General features: G+C 61.0%; 17 protein-coding genes and 1 pseudogene. 9 read left to right on the forward strand and 9 right to left on the reverse strand.

Annotated elements, in window-relative coordinates:
- Nucleotides 1-374 (forward strand): hypothetical protein (locus ACFOEV_RS02680; RefSeq protein WP_386771539.1); only part of this gene is annotated, 374 nt, incomplete at its 5' end.
- A 107-nt stretch (nucleotides 375-481) separates the two neighbouring features.
- Here ACFOEV_RS02680 and ACFOEV_RS02685 read toward each other — a convergent pair.
- The 3 genes and pseudogenes from ACFOEV_RS02685 to ACFOEV_RS02695 all read right to left on the reverse strand — a co-directional run.
- Nucleotides 482-706, reverse strand: a pseudogene (locus tag ACFOEV_RS02685) (site-specific integrase); the annotation flags it as partial.
- A gap of 402 nt (nucleotides 707-1108) precedes the next feature.
- The gene (locus ACFOEV_RS02690; protein ID WP_386771346.1) at nucleotides 1109-1429 is read right to left on the reverse strand and encodes a hypothetical protein; all 321 of its coding nucleotides are present in this window, start codon (nucleotides 1427-1429) and stop codon (nucleotides 1109-1111) included.
- Nucleotides 1430-1653: 224 nt separating this feature from the next.
- Entirely contained in the window at nucleotides 1654-2421 is a 768-nt protein-coding gene (locus tag ACFOEV_RS02695) for an SDR family NAD(P)-dependent oxidoreductase (RefSeq protein ID WP_386771348.1), read from the reverse strand.
- 104 nt (nucleotides 2422-2525) lie between these two features.
- Here ACFOEV_RS02695 and ACFOEV_RS02700 point away from each other — a divergent pair, with 104 nt between their 5' ends.
- From ACFOEV_RS02700 to ACFOEV_RS02710, 3 genes are all read left to right on the forward strand, one after another.
- Nucleotides 2526-2876, forward strand: coding sequence for a winged helix-turn-helix transcriptional regulator (locus tag ACFOEV_RS02700; RefSeq protein ID WP_386771350.1), 351 nt, complete (start codon nucleotides 2526-2528; stop codon nucleotides 2874-2876).
- A 130-nt stretch (nucleotides 2877-3006) separates the two neighbouring features.
- Entirely contained in the window at nucleotides 3007-3564 is a 558-nt protein-coding gene (locus ACFOEV_RS02705) for a dihydrofolate reductase family protein (RefSeq protein WP_386771352.1), read from the forward strand.
- Between the two features lie 118 nt (nucleotides 3565-3682).
- On the forward strand, nucleotides 3683-4039 hold the full coding sequence (locus tag ACFOEV_RS02710) for a hypothetical protein (protein ID WP_386771354.1): 357 nt from the start codon (nucleotides 3683-3685) through the stop codon (nucleotides 4037-4039).
- 159 nt (nucleotides 4040-4198) lie between these two features.
- On the opposite strand, the gene ACFOEV_RS02715 is transcribed toward ACFOEV_RS02710, so the two are convergent.
- From ACFOEV_RS02715 to ACFOEV_RS02740, 6 genes are all read right to left on the reverse strand, one after another.
- The gene (locus ACFOEV_RS02715) at nucleotides 4199-5098 is read right to left on the reverse strand and encodes a hydroxymethylglutaryl-CoA lyase (RefSeq protein ID WP_386771356.1); all 900 of its coding nucleotides are present in this window, start codon (nucleotides 5096-5098) and stop codon (nucleotides 4199-4201) included.
- Nucleotides 5099-5347: 249 nt separating this feature from the next.
- Nucleotides 5348-7393: an acetyl/propionyl/methylcrotonyl-CoA carboxylase subunit alpha gene (locus tag ACFOEV_RS02720; protein ID WP_386771358.1), complete on the reverse strand. Its 2046-nt coding sequence runs from the start codon at nucleotides 7391-7393 to the stop codon at nucleotides 5348-5350.
- Complete coding sequence (locus ACFOEV_RS02725) at nucleotides 7390-8214, reverse strand: enoyl-CoA hydratase-related protein (protein WP_386771360.1); 825 nt, start codon at nucleotides 8212-8214, stop codon at nucleotides 7390-7392. Before ACFOEV_RS02725 ends, ACFOEV_RS02720 begins: the two co-directional genes overlap by 4 nt.
- Nucleotides 8215-8348: 134 nt before the next feature.
- On the reverse strand, nucleotides 8349-9956 hold the full coding sequence (locus ACFOEV_RS02730) for a carboxyl transferase domain-containing protein (RefSeq protein WP_386771362.1): 1608 nt from the start codon (nucleotides 9954-9956) through the stop codon (nucleotides 8349-8351).
- Nucleotides 9957-10074: 118 nt separating this feature from the next.
- On the reverse strand, nucleotides 10075-11244 hold the full coding sequence (locus ACFOEV_RS02735; RefSeq protein ID WP_386771364.1) for an isovaleryl-CoA dehydrogenase: 1170 nt from the start codon (nucleotides 11242-11244) through the stop codon (nucleotides 10075-10077).
- Between the two features lie 267 nt (nucleotides 11245-11511).
- The gene (locus tag ACFOEV_RS02740) at nucleotides 11512-12414 is read right to left on the reverse strand and encodes a LysR family transcriptional regulator (RefSeq protein ID WP_386771366.1); all 903 of its coding nucleotides are present in this window, start codon (nucleotides 12412-12414) and stop codon (nucleotides 11512-11514) included.
- Between the two features lie 111 nt (nucleotides 12415-12525).
- Here ACFOEV_RS02740 and ACFOEV_RS02745 point away from each other — a divergent pair, with 111 nt between their 5' ends.
- From ACFOEV_RS02745 to ACFOEV_RS02765, 5 genes are read left to right on the forward strand one after another with little or no spacing between them, the layout of a single operon-like run.
- Nucleotides 12526-13284, forward strand: a complete 759-nt coding sequence (locus tag ACFOEV_RS02745; RefSeq protein ID WP_386771368.1) for a 5-oxoprolinase subunit PxpA — start codon at nucleotides 12526-12528, stop codon at nucleotides 13282-13284.
- A 48-nt stretch (nucleotides 13285-13332) separates the two neighbouring features.
- Entirely contained in the window at nucleotides 13333-13578 is a 246-nt protein-coding gene (locus ACFOEV_RS02750) for an acetyl-CoA carboxylase (RefSeq protein WP_016414757.1), read from the forward strand.
- Nucleotides 13578-14960 (forward strand): acetyl-CoA carboxylase biotin carboxylase subunit, encoded by a 1383-nt coding sequence (locus tag ACFOEV_RS02755; protein ID WP_386771371.1) that lies wholly within the window; start codon nucleotides 13578-13580, stop codon nucleotides 14958-14960. Before ACFOEV_RS02750 ends, ACFOEV_RS02755 begins: the two co-directional genes overlap by 1 nt.
- A complete protein-coding gene (locus ACFOEV_RS02760) occupies nucleotides 14957-15853 on the forward strand; it encodes a 5-oxoprolinase subunit B family protein (protein ID WP_386771372.1) in 897 nt (298 codons plus the stop codon). Before ACFOEV_RS02755 ends, ACFOEV_RS02760 begins: the two co-directional genes overlap by 4 nt.
- Nucleotides 15843-16814, forward strand: coding sequence for a 5-oxoprolinase subunit C family protein (locus ACFOEV_RS02765; protein WP_386771374.1), 972 nt, complete (start codon nucleotides 15843-15845; stop codon nucleotides 16812-16814). The genes ACFOEV_RS02760 and ACFOEV_RS02765 overlap by 11 nt, the downstream gene beginning before the upstream one ends.
- Nucleotides 16815-16879: the final 65 nt, after the last annotated feature.

A 16879-nucleotide genomic window follows, 5' to 3' on the forward strand; every position in this document is an offset into this window, starting at 1 on the left:
ATGGCGCGATCCTTACAGGTTTGGTCACCAGCAAGGAAAGGTCATGCGGGTCGGGGGGACAATCTGTTTTGATGATTTACGGACTTATAGCTCCGGTGTCGACATCGGCCGCCGATGTGGAGGAGATGGAGAGCGCCCGTGTGCTGATCCTGCTGCATGCTGTGGCGGCCAACCAGTCAGCGCTGGCGAACTGGGTCCAGCATTTCGGCGGCAGCCTGGCGGAAGGGGGTACGGCTCTGTTCGGGCTGCCCCGGGCTACCGTAGCGATGCTCAGCGTGGTTTGTTGTGCGCCGCCACGCTGGTGGAGCAGAGGGCGGCCGGTAGCGTTTACCTTCAAGCCGGCCACTGGCCGAATGATACGGTTCCCGCAATAGCGGAGGAGCGGAACGGCGTCTGGGTCGAGAGAGGGGTGGCGGTGCAGTTGACGGAGCGCTTCGTCTTCGATGATGAAGGCGGGGATTGGCTGCGCTATCGCCAACCCCTGATTCTGCGTGGCCGCGGCGACATACCGCTCCACTGCCAAGTGTTCCAGGAAGGCATGCACCTCGGAAGCTCCCATGCCGGCAGGGTGTTGGATCCCGTGGAAACGGATGAAGTAGCGTATCCAGTAGCAATAGGTCTTCTCGGTACGTGGGCTGTAGCGTTTCACCCTCATGGTGGCCTTCACCCGGTCCATTAGCTTTGGAGGCTTGCGGTGCACATCCATACGGCTGCCCTCTTGTTGTTATGGATATGCATACAGTATTATTGGTGCCGGCAAAACGTGCAAGCGCGCGAACCCGGCATAGGTAGCCGCAGTATAATTAGCTTGCTTTAAAATCATTGAATTAGGCGGTAAGTGGTAGGCTATATTTATTTGACCAACGTGCCGGCACATTGATCAAATCATAAAATGCGCCGTCTAATACCTGTTATAAGCCTGGGTAACCCACGAACAGTAGACACCCTTTATAGTTAGAAAACCTATAGAGAGGTGATCCAGATGAAACGCACCAGAAGACCCGGTGTTTCGGCGCGATAGATTACCTAATATCCCTCGACGAAATGCGTGGCCTCATTGAGTCCACGCAACCGGGAGCACCTTACGCCAGTTAGGCCGACATATCTGTCAGATGGCGAAGTAGGGAGAGTCCATGTCTTTGCTCGCCTCGTCTACTACATCGCCATCAAACAGCTTGACGCTGAGGCTGGCGTCAGCTGCCTTGGCAAAGTCGACCAACATGCCTTCGGCGTAGGCACGTGCGCTTTGAACAGAGTCGAACTCGTAGAAACCGCCGACGGAATGGTTGTTGATGCCGCTCAGACAGGTTTTGCTTCGCAGTCCTGGTACGGTATGCATAGCAGGATTGGCTTCCCGCCACACGCCCTCGGTGAAAGGTATGGACACTTGAAATTCGGCATAGAGAAAAACACGGCTTGGCTGGGTCATAGTAGGCTCCTTGGTTAGATATTTAGGGTCAGAGAAAAAACTTACAATCACTTTTGAATGAATTTGAATTATTATTCTACCTTCACATTTTTCGTTGAGGTGGCGACTCCACTGCTCGAAGTTTTCTCTGCGGTATTTTCAGAGTTAGCAGAAATTCAGGACATTCAGTGGAGTCAGGAAAATGTTTAACAAATCATTTCAGTTCGTTCCGCCCCGGAAGGGTTTTAGTTTCGGCCAGCGATTACGCCACCATCCACGTCCCAAACGGCACCTGTCACCCAACTTGCATCACTGCTGAGCAGGAAGCTAATCGCATTGGCAACATCTTCTGGGCTACCGATCCGCCCAATTGGATGAAAGCCATCAAACGCGGCAAGCGTTTTATCGATTTCACTCGGTTCAATGAAGGATTCGTAAATGGGGGTCTTCACCACAGCAGGAGAAACGGCGTTTACACGGATATTCTTATCAGCCAATTCCATCGCCATATGCTGCGTTAGCGCATGTAAGCCGGCTTTAGCCATTGAATACGCCGATGAGGGCGTGGCTTTGATGGCTTGCTTTGCCCACATTGAGCCAACATGCACAATGGAACCACTACCATTTTCTAACATATTCTTGGCCACAGCTTGAGAGATGAAAAATGCAGCACGGTTTAGCTCCAGGTAGGCATCGTAGTCCTTGCCTTCATGCTCAAGAAATGGTGTTGGTTTGAACTTGCCTGCTGCATTTAAAAAATATTTTATATGGCGGTCGTGATTTGCGACAAAATCAAGTATGCGCTGGACGTCGTTGGCTTCGTATAGGTTTGCCTGGAGTGTTTCAATGTGCCCCATTCCAGAAAGATCATGCTTGGCAGCTTCCAATTTCGAGGATGAGCTGCCAATAATTACCGTATGAATGCCCTGTTTGAGCAACTGCCTTGCGGTCGCTAAACCCATTCCGCTGGAGCCACCCACGATCAATGCCAAAGAACTGGTTATACTTTCCATCTAATTACCTCCACAGGTATATATTAAGGTGTGGACATAGGCTATGAGATTCGTAGACTGTTGAAAATCAGGCACAATTTGGTGCGGTAGGTACTTATTGGTACATGTTGATGAAAGCAAAGGAAAAAATATTTTTGAGGAAATCAGCGCCTGAGAAAAGTGCGCGTATGGTTGAAACCATTTACGGTTGTAAGTGGTCACTCACTGTTTATCAACTTTTGGCAAACGGCATCAACCGGCCTGGGGCAATGGTTCGTAGTGTTGAGGGCTTAACCACCAAGGTGCTCAATGAATGCCTAAGGAAGAATGCAAAATTTGGTATTTTAGAACGCGTTACCTACAACGAGTCGCCACCCCGTGTTGAATATAAAGTAACCGAATTCGGCACCAAATTTATCTGTATTCTTGACGAGCTTGAAAAGCTCCAGAGCGAGATTGAAAGTGGGATATTATAACAAGGCAATGCACGCGACGAGCGCGTGATTGCGGCGTTAGGCGACACAGGGTGAGCACCTCGCGAATTGGGCTCGTGCCCTTGGCGCCAGACGGCGAGCGGCTCGTCGCGTATCTCGAACGGAGGACACCATGGGACTCTTGACCTTCAGTATCAACGTCACCCTGGACGGCTGCGTCGACCACCAGGAAGGAATCGCCGACGACGAGACACACGCCTTCTTCACCCGCCTCATGGACGAGGGCGGGGCGATGCTGTGGGGCCGCGTCACCTACGAGATGATGGAGAGCTACTGGCCAGCGGTCGCCCGCGGCGACGCGGAGGCACCGCCGGCGATGCGCGAGTGGGCGGTCAAGCTGGAGGCCAAGCCGAAGTACGTGGTGTCCTCGACGCGAAAGGACTTCCCGTGGGCCAACAGCCACCACATCGCCGGCGACCTGCGCACGGGCGTACAGAAGCTCAAGGACGCGACCCCGGACGGCGTGCTCCTCGGTAGCGGCAAGCTCGCGACCGAGCTGGACCGGCTGGATCTGATCGACGAGTACAAGTTACTCGTCCACCCCAGGATCGCAGGCCACGGCCCGACCCTGTACGAGAGCGGGCTGCCCAGCACGCGACGGCTCGAGTTGATCTCGGCGAAGCCGCTCCGCAGCGGCGCGGTCGCCATGCACTACCGGCGCGCGCGCTGACTCGGAGATGGGTCATGTCGCCTAACAAGCGCAGTCACGGCGATGGCTTTTTCGTTGCGGCTTCGCCTCCACTACAAAGCCACGCGTGCTGCGTGACGTTAGCCGTCGAGGAAAGCGCATGAGCTACGATCTGAACTTTTGGAAGTATAAGAAAGGTGTTTACCTTGACCATCAGTTGGTTTACGAAAGCTTGTGCGAGGGGCTGCTTGTTGACGGGCTTGAAGAGCTTCCGATAGAGAAGATGCTCGCGCGTCTGGAGCAGCTATTTGCCGATGGGTGGCATCGGCAAAGTAAGTACGACTGGGAGTCGCAGACGCGCGGCGCCTTCCAGATCTTTGCCAACAGCCAACTATTTCGCATCGACTGCTACGGCATGGAAGGAGAAGACATGAACCGCTTTATCGACCTGGGAGAGGAGTTTGGCTGCCCGCTCTACGACCCTCAGGTCGGGAGGCGTTTCGATGGCCATGGCTAACAAACGCTTCGAGTCCGACGGCCTACCCTTCTGCTGCGCTTCAGGGCAGGCCGTGGCTCAAGCTCCGCGTTAACCCATCATGTAAGACAGTTTGCCGTAACATTTACATAGCCCCCGAGCCACTCATCTGACTCGGGGGTTTTCGTTTCGCCCACGCAACTACTTCGCCGCCAGCGCCACGCCCACCTTCGACCGATTCGGCCGCCCGATGGCCTGGGTGATCCAGGTGCCGGTGTCGGCGAGCCTGTTCAAGTCGATGCCTGTTTCGATACCGAGGCCGTTGAGCAGGTAGACGATGTCTTCACTCGCTACGTTGCCGGAGGCGCCCTTGGCGTAGGGGCAGCCGCCGAGGCCGGCGACGGAGCTGTCGATGACCGCGATACCTTCTTCCAGCACGGCGTAGAGGTTGGCGAGCGCCTGGCCGTAGGTGTCGTGGAAGTGGGCGGCGAGCTTGTCCATGGGGATGTTGCGGCTCACGGCTTCGAGCATGCGCTTGGCGGCGAACGGAGTGCCTACGCCGATGGTGTCACCGAGGGAGACTTCGTAGCAGCCCATCTCGTACAGTGCCTTGGAGACCTCGGCAACTTTGGTGGGGGCGATCTCGCCTTCGTAGGGGCAACCGAGCACGCAGGAGACGTAGCCGCGCACGCGCACGCCGGCGCTCTGGGCGCGTTCCAGTACCGGGGCGAAGCGCTCCAGGGATTCGGCGATCGAGCAGTTGATGTTCTTGTGCGAGAAGGTCTCGCTGGCGGCGCCGAATACCGCGACTTCCTCCACGCCGCATGCCAGGGCGGCTTCCAGGCCCTTGAGGTTGGGGGTGAGGGCGGCGTAGGTCACGCCTTCGCGGCGTGTCAGGCCGGTCATCACGTCACGATGGTCGGCCATCTGCGGCACCCACTTGGGCGAGACGAAGCTTGCCGCCTCGATATAGCGGATACCGGCGGCGCCCAGGCGGTCGATCAGTTCCAGCTTGGTCACGGTGTCGATCGGCTCGGGTTCGTTCTGCAGCCCGTCGCGGGGGGCGACCTCGACCAGGCGGACGGATTTGGGAAAGGGCATGGTGCGTCTCCTTCAGGAGCATGTGGCGCTTTTGATACCAAATGTAATTACGCTTGTAGTGTAATTACCATAAGTTTATGGAATTCTCGGGTTGTGCTGCTGGCTTAGTCAGCCGGCCTGACGGCCGGATCGTCGGAACGCCGCCCGGGCTGCAGCCGCTCCTACAATAGCCTGGTGCCTGATCCAGGTATGGTGGCGCCATCATCGTCGGAACGCCGCCCGGGCTAAAGCCGCTTCTACCTTGATGGTTCATTCCTCAACAGCGAATTCCAGTAGTACATCCCCTTGCCCCACGGTGTCGCCGGCCTGGAAGTGGAAGCTCGCCACGTGGCCATCGGCGGGGGCGGTGAGGGTATGCTCCATCTTCATGGCTTCCATGACCATCAGCGGCATGCCTTTCTCCACCGGGTTGCCGGGTTTCACCAGTAGCGCGACCACGGTGCCGTGCATCGGGGCGGTGAGTGTCGATTCGGCTTCGTGGTGGCCGTGGTCGACGGCGTCGAGGCGGCGCCAGAACAGCCTGGATTCGCCGTGGGCGTCGGCGAGGACGATGATGTTGCTCTCGCGGTGGCGGACCAGTCGTGCCTGGATGCGGCGGCGATGGCCGTCGAGGGTGATTGCCACGGCGTCGCCACTCAGGCGTTGCAGTTCGGCGCTGAGGGGCTTGTCTTGAATCCGTAGCTCCCACGGCTCCTGTTCGTTCTCGCGGTGGCCGTCGACGGTGACGATGGCTGGCGAGTCGTCTTCGTCCTGGGCATGGGCGGGATCGCAGAGCGCCACGCGGATGCGATGCGCGGCGTTGAGGCGGAAGCCGTCGTGACGATCCCAGGGCGAGGCGCTTTCACGCTCGCGGCCGAGTTGGTCGAGTGCGACCAGCGCTGCAGCTGCATAGTCCTCGGTACGGTATTCGCGGGAAGCGAACAGCACTTCCTGATGATGCTCGATGAAACGGGTATCCAGCTCTGCCGCTTGGAAGGCCGGGTGGCTTGCCAGGCGTTGCAGGAAGTTGCGGTTGGTGACCACGCCACGTACGTCGAGTGCCGCCAGCGCCCGGTTCAGGGTGGCGAGTGCCTGGGCACGGTCGTCGCCATGGACGATCAGCTTGGCCAGCATAGGGTCGTAGTGCATCGAGACCACGTCGCCGCTTTCCACGCCGCTGTCCAGGCGTACTCGCTCGGGGTCGAGGCCGGCGCCTTGCAGGTCGAGGGCGAAGCGTTCCAGGGTGCCGGTGGCCGGCAGGAAGTCCTGCTCGGGATCCTCGGCATACAGGCGAGCCTCGAAGCTGTGGCCGCTGATGGTCAACTTGTCCTGAGCACAGGGCAGCGGCTCGCCCATGGCCACGCGCAGTTGCCATTCCACCAGATCCTGGCCGGTGATCATCTCGGTGACCGGGTGCTCCACCTGGAGGCGGGTGTTCATCTCCATAAAGTAGAAGCTGCCATCCGCATCCAATAGGAACTCGACGGTGCCGGCGCCGACGTAGCCGATCTCCTTCGCCGCGCGTACCGCGGCCTCACCCATATCGTGGCGCAGTTCCGCCGTCATGCCCGGTGCCGGCGCTTCCTCCAGCACCTTCTGGTGACGGCGCTGCACGCTGCAGTCGCGTTCGAACAGGTAGACGCCATTGCCGTGAGTGTCGCAGAACACCTGGACTTCCACATGGCGCGGCCGGGTCAGATACTTCTCGATCAGCATGCGCTGATCGCCGAAGGCGGCCTGGGATTCGCGCCGGCAGCCGTCTAGCGCGGCCTGGAAACCGGCGGCGGATTCCACCACGCGCATGCCCTTGCCGCCACCGCCGGCGCTGGCCTTGAGCAGCACGGGATAGCCGATCTTGTCGGCCTCGGCCTTGAGCACGTCGTCGCTCTGGTCGTCGCCGTGATAGCCGGGCACCAGCGGCACGCCGGCATGCTGCATGCGTGCCTTGGCGGCGGACTTGTCGCCCATGGCGGAAATGGCCGACGCCGGTGGGCCGATGAAGGTCACGCCGGCACGGTCGCAGGCCTCGACGAAAGTGGCGTTCTCGGAGAGGAAACCGTAGCCGGGATGGATGGCCTTGGCGCCGGTGCGTTGGGCGGCCTCGAGTACCGCTTCCATATCGAGATAACTATCGCGTGCCGCGGCGGGGCCGATGCGTACGGCCTCGTCGGCCTCACGCACATGTAGGGCGTGGGCGTCGGCATCGGAGTAGACTGCCACGCTGGTGATGCCAAGGCGCCGTGCGGTGCGCATCACGCGGGAGGCGATCTCGCCACGGTTGGCGATCAGTACCTTGTCGAAACGGGTCTGACTCATTTTCCGTTCTTCCTTTCGGGGGCTTGCCAGCGCGGGGCACGCTTTTCGAAGAAGGCGCCGAGTCCTTCCTGGCCTTCATCGCTGATGCGTAATTGGCTGATCACTCGGCAACAGTGCTCACGAGTGGCGTTACTGTCGGGTTCGCGGGCCACATGGGCGAGCAGGGCCTTGGTGGCACGGCTGGCCTGAGGCGAGGCGGCAAGCAAGGTATCGATCATGTTTTCGATGGCTGTGTCCATGGAATCGTGATCTACCACGCGGTGCACCAGCCCCAGTTCGAGGGCATGGGCAGCCTCGATGACCTCAGCGGTCAGCGCGTAGCGGCGCATCTGGCGTGGTCCTATGGCACGCTGCACATAGGGACTGATCACCGCCGGTGACAGGCCCAGCTTGACTTCCGACAGGCAAAACCGAGCCTGTTCCGAGGCGATCACGATATCGCAGCACGCGGCCAGGCCCACCGCGCCACCGAACGCCGCCCCCTGAACGCGACACAGCGTGGGGCAGGGCAGGGTATCCAGATCATGCATCAGGCGGGACAGTTCGCGGGAATCGGCCAGGTTATCGTCGATGTCGTATTCGACCATACGCTTCATCCAGCCGAGATCGGCCCCGGCGGAGAAATGCTTGCCGACGGACTCCAGCACCACCACGCGCACCTCGCTGCGCTCGGCTGCGGCAGCCAGTCGATCGAGATGAGCGTTGAGCTCGGCGATCAAGTGGTCGTCGAAGGCGTTGTGCACCTCGGGCTTGTTGAGCGTCAGCCAGGCAATGCCACGGTCGTCGATCTTAAGCTGGGAGTAATTTGTCGTGTCTGTCATGGGCAGCAACCTCTTCGATAGAGCTGTAAGCCGTAAGCTTTAAGCTGTAAGAAACCCAGAGTGGTCACCGTAGCGTGCGGAGGAGACTTCCAGCTTACAGCTTCAAGCTTCCAGCTCCCTTGCGCAGCAAGGGGTCACATCCTAAACACTCCAAATCGCGTCTCTTCGATCTCCGCATTCATGGCGGCGGCGAGTGCCAGGCCGAGCACGTCGCGGGTCTGCAGCGGGTCGATCACGCCGTCGTCCCACAGCCGCGCGCTGGCGTAGTAGGGGTGGCCCTGGTGCTCGTAGGCGTCCCGCGTTGGCCGCTTGAACGCTTCCTCTTCTTCCGCACTCCACTCGCGGCCTTCGCGTTCGTACTGTTCGCGCTTGACCTGCGCCAGTACGTTGGCCGCCTGCTCGCCGCCCATCACCGAAATACGCGCGTTGGGCCACATGAACAGCAGGTTGGGGTCGTAGGCCCGGCCGCACATGCCGTAGTTGCCGGCGCCGAAACTACCGCCGATCAGCACCGTGAACTTGGGTACCTTGGCGCAGGCCACGGCGGTGACCAGCTTGGCGCCGTGCTTGGCGATTCCCTCGTGTTCGTATTTGGAGCCGACCATGAAACCAGTGATGTTCTGCAGGAAAAGTAGCGGAATCCCGCGCTGGGCACACAGCTCGATGAAGTGAGCGCCTTTCAGGGCGGACTCCGAGAACAGCACGCCGTTGTTGGCGACGATGCCCACCGGGTAGCCGTGCAGATGGGCGAAGCCGGTGACCAGGGTGTCGCCGTAGTAGCGCTTGAATTCGTCGAAGTCGGAGTCGTCGACCAGGCGGCCGATCACTTCGCGCACGTCGTAGGGTTTCTTGAGGTCGGTGCCGACGATGCCGTAGAGCTCGTTGGGGTCGAGGCGCGGAGGGCGGGGCTCGCGCATCTTGAGCTGGCCGCGCTTGTGCCAGTTGAGCCGCGACACGGCACGCCGTGCCAGTTGCAGCGCATGGGCATCGTTGTCGGCGTAGTGGTCGGCCACGCCGCTGATGCGGGCATGGACATCGGCACCGCCCAGGTCTTCGGCACTGATGCTCTCGCCGGTGGCGGCCTTCACCAGTGGCGGGCCGCCGAGAAAGATGGTGCCCTGCTGCTTGACGATGATCGACTCGTCGGCCATGGCCGGTACGTAGGCGCCACCGGCGGTGCAGGAGCCCATCACCACGGCGATCTGCGGGATGCCCTCGGCGGAGAGGGTGGCCTGGTTGTAGAAGATGCGTCCGAAATGGTCACGGTCGGGAAACACCTCGTCCTGGCTCGGCAGGTGGGCACCGCCGGAATCGACCAGATAGATGCACGGCAAGCGGTGCTTGCGGGCGATCTCCTGGGCACGCAGGTGTTTCTTGACCGTCAGCGGATGATAGGTACCTCCCTTGACGGTGGCGTCGTTGGCGACGACCACGCACTCCACGCCACCCACGCGGCCGATACCGGTGACGATACCGGCCGCGGGCACCGGGCTGTCGTAGACCTCATGCGCGGCCAATGCCGAAAACTCGAGGAAAGGCGAACCCTCGTCGAGCAGGTGATCGATACGGTCGCGCACGAACAGCTTGCCACGCGACTCGTGGCGCAACCGGGCCTTCTCGCCACCGCCCTGGGCGATGGCCGCGGTCAGCTCGCGCAGCTTGCCGACTTCGGCGCGCATCGCCGCATCGTTGGCCTGGAAGCCTTCGCTGCGTGAGTTGATTTGGGTTTGTAGGATGCTCATCGGAATATCCTTTGACGGCTACGGGCTACGGGCTACGGGCTACGGGCTACGGGCTACGGGCTACGGGCTACGGGCTACGGGCTGCTCGTCGCCCGAAGCTCGCGGCTCGAGGCTGAAGTTATGCCGACTCATTAAATATCTCGCGCCCAATCAACATCCTTCGAATCTCGCTGGTCCCGGCACCGATTTCGTAGAGTTTGGCATCGCGCAGCAGGCGGCCGGTGGGGTATTCGTTGATGTAGCCGTTGCCGCCGAGTAGCTGGATGGCGTCGAGCGCGACCTGGGTGGCTTTTTCGGCACAGTAGAGGATCACCCCGGCGGCGTCTTTCCTGGATGTGCGGCCGCGGTCGCAGGCTGCCGCCACGGTATACAGATAGGCTCGGCAGGCGTTGAGGGTGGTGTACATATCGGCGATCTTGCCCTGCACGAGCTGGAATTCGCCGATGCTTTGGCCGAACTGCTTACGTTCGTGCACGTAGGGCACTACGACGTCCATGGCGGCCTGCATGATGCCGATGGGGCCGGCGGCGAGCACGGTGCGCTCGTAGTCGAGCCCGCTCATCAGCACATTCACCCCCTTGCCTTCCTGGCCCAGGATATTCTCCGCCGGCACGCGGCAGTCCTGGAACACCAGCTCGCAGGTGTTGGAGCCGCGCATGCCCAGCTTGTCGAGCTTCTGGGCGGTGGAGAAGCCGGGGAAGCTCTTCTCGATGAGGAAGGCGGTGATGCCCTTGGAGCCGGCATCGGGATCGGTCTTGGCATAGACCACCAGCACCTCGGCGTCGGGGCCGTTGGTGATCCACATCTTGTTGCCGTTGAGAATGTAGCGCTCGCCGCGCTTCTCGGCGCGTAGCTTCATGGAGACCACGTCGGAGCCGGCGCCCGGCTCGGACATGGCCAGTGCCCCCACGTGTTCGCCGCTGATCAGCTTGGGCAGGTACTTGGCTTTCTGCTCGGTGGTGCCGTTGAGCTTGATCTGGTTGACGCATAGGTTGGAGTGAGCGCCGTACGAAAGCCCCACCGAGGCGCTGGCGCGTGAGATCTCTTCCATGGCGATGCAGTGAGCGAGATAGCCCATGCCGGCGCCGCCGTCCTCTTCGGGCACGGTGATACCGAGCAGGCCCATGTCGCCGAATTTCTGCCATAGCTCGTTGGGGAATTCGTTCTTCTCGTCGATCTCGGCCGCGCGCGGAGCGATCTCGTCGCGGGCGAAGGCATTGACCTGGTCGCGCAGCATGACCAGTGTCTCATCGAGGCCGAAGTCGAGAGGCGTGAAGGGCGTTTGCATGGCGTGGCTCCTGTCTCGAGTCCTGGAGAGCGTAGGCTGGGTAGGGTTGCCGCTTTATGTCCAGGACCTTCAAGCATTGTGTCTTGTTGAAAAGATAGTCCAAGACTAGGTGGAGTTGACGTTTACGTAAAGTGTAAGTTTTGAGGCTTTCGACGAATGTCGAAGTGGAGAGGAAGGAGAACGGCGAGTCGAGAGGCTCGCCGTTCTGGTGAGAGGCTTAGCCAGCCGATCCGCTGGTGGTAGAGGGAAATGTCCTGCGTCGTGGGGTCAGTGGCTAAAGCTGGTAGCCAGTTCCTGAAAGGCTCTGGCGGGCCCCGAAAGAGGCTTATGTTGGGCCCAGGCGAGACCGACTTCCATGGTGGGAATCGGATCATCCAAGTCGATGTGCTCGATGCGCCTACCCTCCAGTGACCAGGGCCGGTAGACCATGTCGGAGAGGATGCTAATGCCGGTGCCATTCGCCACCATGCTACGCACCGCTTCCACCGACGACGTCTTGAACAGGATGTTGGGAGTGAGGCCAGTGGGCTTCCAGTACCTCATGGCGGTCTGATCCGCTTCATCCACCGTCAGCATGATGTACGGCTCGTCTATCAGGTCATGTAGGCCGACCCTGTCACGCATCAGTAGTGGATGGTGGCTGCTCACCCACAGGCGGCGTGGCGAATGGATCAGTGGTTCACGCTCCAGTCCCGAGGTCTGGTCGATGTTCGAGGTCAATACGATGGCCAGGTCGAACTCGCCGGATGTCAGCCCCTGCTGGATGGCGGGGCGAGGTACCTCGTGGGGTCTGACCTGAACGCCGGGGTAGCGACGCTGGAAGCGTGCCAGCAGCGGTGGGATGAAGTAACCCGCAACCGTGTAGCTCATGGCCAGATTCAAGGTCCCGGTCACTGCGGCAGTGTTGTCCTGGAGGCTATCGAAGGCTTCATCGACGGCCTGGAACACATGGCGTACCTGGTGCAGGAAGCGGTTGCCTTGTCGAGTGAGCGCCATGCCCTGCGACGTGCGCTGGAAGAGTGCCACGCCCAATTGTTCCTCGATTTCGCGTACGCCGGTGGTGATGGATGACTGGGAGACGTTGAGGTCCACCGCCGCTTGGGTGACCTTGCCGCTTTCGGCCACCGCCAGGAAGTAACGCATCTTGCGCAGTGAGAGATCGCGTGACATGGGAGTCTTGTCCTGTGTTCGGATTTTTTGAAGATACAGAACAAGAATTAATAATTCCATATGTCTCCTAAGGCTGTAATAAATGAATGACGCCATTTGAGGAGACACGCCATGACAACAACGATCGACTTGAACGCGGATATGGGGGAGGGCTTCGGCGCTTGGCAGATCGGTGATGGGGTCGACGCGCAGATCATGCCATTGATCAGCTCCGCCAACGTGGCGGCGGGCTTCCACGCCGGCGACCCGACCACCATGGCCGGCAACCTTCGCCAGGCGGCGGAGCATGGCGTAGCCGTGGGGGTGCATCCCGGTTTTCGCGATCTGGTCGGCTTCGGGCGGCGTCACATCGATGCGTCCGTCGAGGAACTGGTCAACGACGCGCTCTACCAACTGGGCGCACTGCGTGAACTCGCCGCCCGCGAGGGGCTGTCACTTCACCACTTCAAACTGCACGGTGCGCTGTTCATGCATGCCGCCCACGATGACGAATTCGCCCAGGCGTTGTGCAGGGCACTCGAGCAAGTTGCCCCCTCCCTGCCGATCTACTGTCTGGCGGGTACCGCCATTGACCGGGCGGCCTGCGAGGCGGGCTTGAGGTGTGTTCACGAGTTCTACGCCGATCGCGACTACAACGACGAGGGCAGCATCGTCTTCGTGCGCAAGGTCAAGCCACTCGACCCGCAGGCGGTGGCACGGAAGGTGCTTAGAGCTTGCCACGAGGGGGTGGTCGAGGCTGTCAGTGGCAAGCAGGTACCCGTCAGTTTCCAATCGATCTGCATTCACAGCGATACGCCTGGTGCCCTGTCGCTCGTCCAGTCCGTGCGCAGCGCATTGGATCAGGCTGGGATCCAGGTCAAGGCACCCTGAGTCGGGCCACATCACTCTCATAATCACAATTCAGAAGGAGACAACACCATGTCGCAGCAGGATATCCAGGCTCCTTTCCCCGGTGTGTTCTACCGCCGCCCGTCGCCTGACAAGCCACCTTTCGTGGAAGAAGGGCAGCAGGTAGAGACGGACTCGGTGATCGGGCTTCTCGAAGTCATGAAGCAATTCTTCGAACTCAAGACCGATGAGGCAGGCACCATCACCGCCTTCCAGGTCGAGGAGGAAACCGTCGTCGAGGCTGGCCAGTCCATCGCGGTGCTGGAGGTGAAGTGATGATTCGTCGACTGCTGATCGTCAATCGTGGCGAGATCGCGCTGCGAGTGGTGCGTGCCGCTCGTGAACTCGGTATGTGCAGCATCGTTGCCCATAGCGAGGCCGATACCGATAGTCTGGCTGTGCAGCGAGCCGATGAAGCGGTTTGCATTGGCCCGCCACAGGCCTCCAAGAGCTATTTGAACATCGAGGCGATACTCCAGGCCGCGGAAAGCGTGGGGGCCGATGCCGTGCATCCTGGCTATGGCTTTCTCTCCGAGAGCGCCGAATTTGCCCGGGCAGTGAAGGCGGCGGGGATGGTATTCGTCGGCCCGGAGGCATCGATCATCGAACGCATGGGTGACAAGGCCATGGCACGCCAGACGGCGATCGATGCCGGGGTGCCGGTGGTGCCGGGCTCGCCATACGCGGTGAGCGATCTGGACGAGGCGTTGGCCGTGGCCGAGAGTGTGGGCTTCCCGCTGCTCATCAAGGCAGCCGCCGGTGGTGGTGGACGCGGCATCCGGGTGGCGGAAAACGCCGCGGAGCTTCGTGAACAGCTGCCCATGGCGCAGACCGAGGCGCGCACCGCCTTCGGTGATGACCGCGTCTACCTCGAGCGATTCATCGAACGCGCCCGCCACATCGAGGTCCAGATCCTCGGCGATGGAGAGCGGGCCATCCATTTCTTCGAGCGTGAATGCTCGCTACAGCGGCGCCGGCAGAAGGTGTTCGAGGAGTGTCCCTCGCCGGCTCTCGATGACACGACCCGAGAATCGCTGTGCCGCTCGGCGGTGGCCCTGGCGGAGCATGTCGGTTACTTCGGTGCCGGTACCCTCGAATATCTCTACGACGACACCACTGGCGAGTTCTTCTTCATCGAGATGAACACCCGGATCCAGGTCGAGCACCCGATCACCGAGGCAGTCACTGGGGTCGACCTAGTGCGCGAGATGCTGCGTCTGGCACGTCGTGAGCACCTACGCTTCGCCCAGCAGGATATCCAGCGTCGCGGCTGGGCGGTAGAGATGCGCATCAATGCCGAAGATCCCGAGCGAGGCTTCTTTCCGTCATCCGGACAGGTGCAACGGTTGGTCTGGCCTTCAGGGCCCGGTATCCGCATCGACAGTGGCCTTTACGAAGGCTACCGCATGCCGCCTTTCTACGATTCCCTGGTGGCCAAGCTGATCGTCTGGGACGAATGCCGCGAAAGCGCACTGATCCGTGCCGGCCGCGCTTTGGACGAGTTCACCCTCGAGGGGTTCGCCACCACGGCGGCACTGCATCGGCGCCTGGTCGATGATGCGGAGGTGCGCCGGGGCGCGGTGGATACCGGCTTTCTCGAGCGTTGGCTGGAAGCGGAGCCCACACCCACGCCAAGCGATAAGGAGGTGGTGTCATGAGTGCTGACAAGATGACGCCGGCACGTTATAGCCTGGCCGCCGACGAATTCATGTTCGTGGAATTGAGCGAGGAGATGACGCTCGAGGCGTTCTTTCGCTCGATCTCCATCACCCAGCGGCTCAAGGCCACGTCCGTACCGGGCATCATCGAGATCTGTCCGGCCAATGCTTCCTACCAAGTGCGCTACGATCCCGACCAACTCTCCGCCGCCTCGCTGCAGGAAGTCCTGGAGTCGCTGGATCGCGAGGTCTCGGCGCAACAGGTGCGTACCATCGAGACGCGGGTGATCGAGGTGCCGGTGCTCTATAACGATCCCTGGACCCACGAAACCCTGATGCGTTTTCGCGATCGCCACCAGGATCCCAGTGGTACCGATCTCGACTATGCCGCGCGGATCAACGGCTATGACAGCGTCGAGGCCTTCATCGAGGCGCACAGCGGCAGCCCCTGGTTCGTCTCGATGGTGGGGTTCGTGGCGGGCTTGCCATTCATGTACCAGATGGTGCCGCGTGAGCGACAGATCCAGGTGCCCAAGTACCTGCGCCCTCGTACCGACACGCCCAAGCAGACCGTGGGCTATGGCGGCTGCTTCAGTTGCATCTACTCCGTGCGTGGCGCCGGTGGCTACCAGATGTTCGGGGTCACCCCGATGCCGATCTACGACCCGGCCGACCAACAACCGCACATCGACGATTCGATGATCTTCTTCCGTCCCGGCGACATCGTGAAGCATCGGTCCATCGACCGCGACGAGTACGATCACCTGCTGGCCGATGCCGAGGCCGGGCGTTTCGAACCCCGGGTGGTGCCGTTCACTTTCGACCTGGACGACTTCAACCGTGACCCCGATGGCTATGCCAGTCGTGTAAAGGAGGTGCTTCATGACCATTGACGTGATCAAGCCCGGGCTTGCCACCTCCATTCAGGACACCGGCCGCCAGGGCAACTACCACCTCGGGATTCCGCCATCCGGGGGCATGGACCAGCGCTCCCTGCGCGCGGCCAATCTGCTGCTCGGAAACCCCGAAGGGGCCGCGGTGCTGGAATGTGCCTTGATGGGGCCGGAACTAAGGTTCAACGAAAGCTGCTGTGTCGCTGCCTGTGGGGCCGAGATGACACCGCGGGTCAACGGTGAGGCGCAGCCCCTCAATGAGGTGTTCCGCGTGCCGGCGGGGGCGACCTTGAGCTTCGACTTCGTCAAGGCCGGGGCCAGGCTCTATCTGGCCATCGAGGGTGGCATCGATGTGCCCGAGAAGCTCGGTAGCCGCAGCACCTATGCGCTGGGTAGCCTGGGTGGTCTGAATGGTCGACCGCTGCAAGCTGGCGACCGGTTGAGCCTGTTGCCATCTTCCGCCGCTGCCCGTGAAGGGCGCCAGTTGCCGGAGGCGCTGATTCCGCAGTTCTCCAAGCACAACATGCTGCGCGTGGTGCCAGGCATCTACGATCACCGGCTGACCGACGAGAGCCGTGAGCGCTTCTACGAAGAGGAATGGACGGTGGCCTCCGAAGCCGACCGTATCGGCTATCGCATGAAGGGGGGCAGTTCATTGTCGTTTATCGAGCGCGAGCCGCCGTTCGGTGCCGGCGACGACCCCTCGAATATCGTCGATGCCTGCTACCCGATCGGTTCCATCCAAGTGCCCAGCGGCAGCGAGCCGATCATCCTGCATCGCGATGCCGTGTCCGGTGGTGGCTACGCGATGATCGGTACCGTGATCAGTGCCGACATGGACTGGGTCGGACAGATCCAGCCCCACCAGAAGGTTCGCTTTGTGGCGGTCAGCCTGGAGGAGGCTCTGACCGCCCGTGCGGAATACCGGAAGGGGATGGAGGCCCTGCGTCAGATGCCATGATCGCCATGCTCTCCGTGAGCCAGGTGGCTGCCGGTGCAGGTGTGACCTAAGCCATCCCGGTTCTC

The organism is Litchfieldella rifensis (assembly GCF_042646605.1).
GTDB lineage: Bacteria > Pseudomonadota > Gammaproteobacteria > Pseudomonadales > Halomonadaceae > Litchfieldella > Litchfieldella rifensis.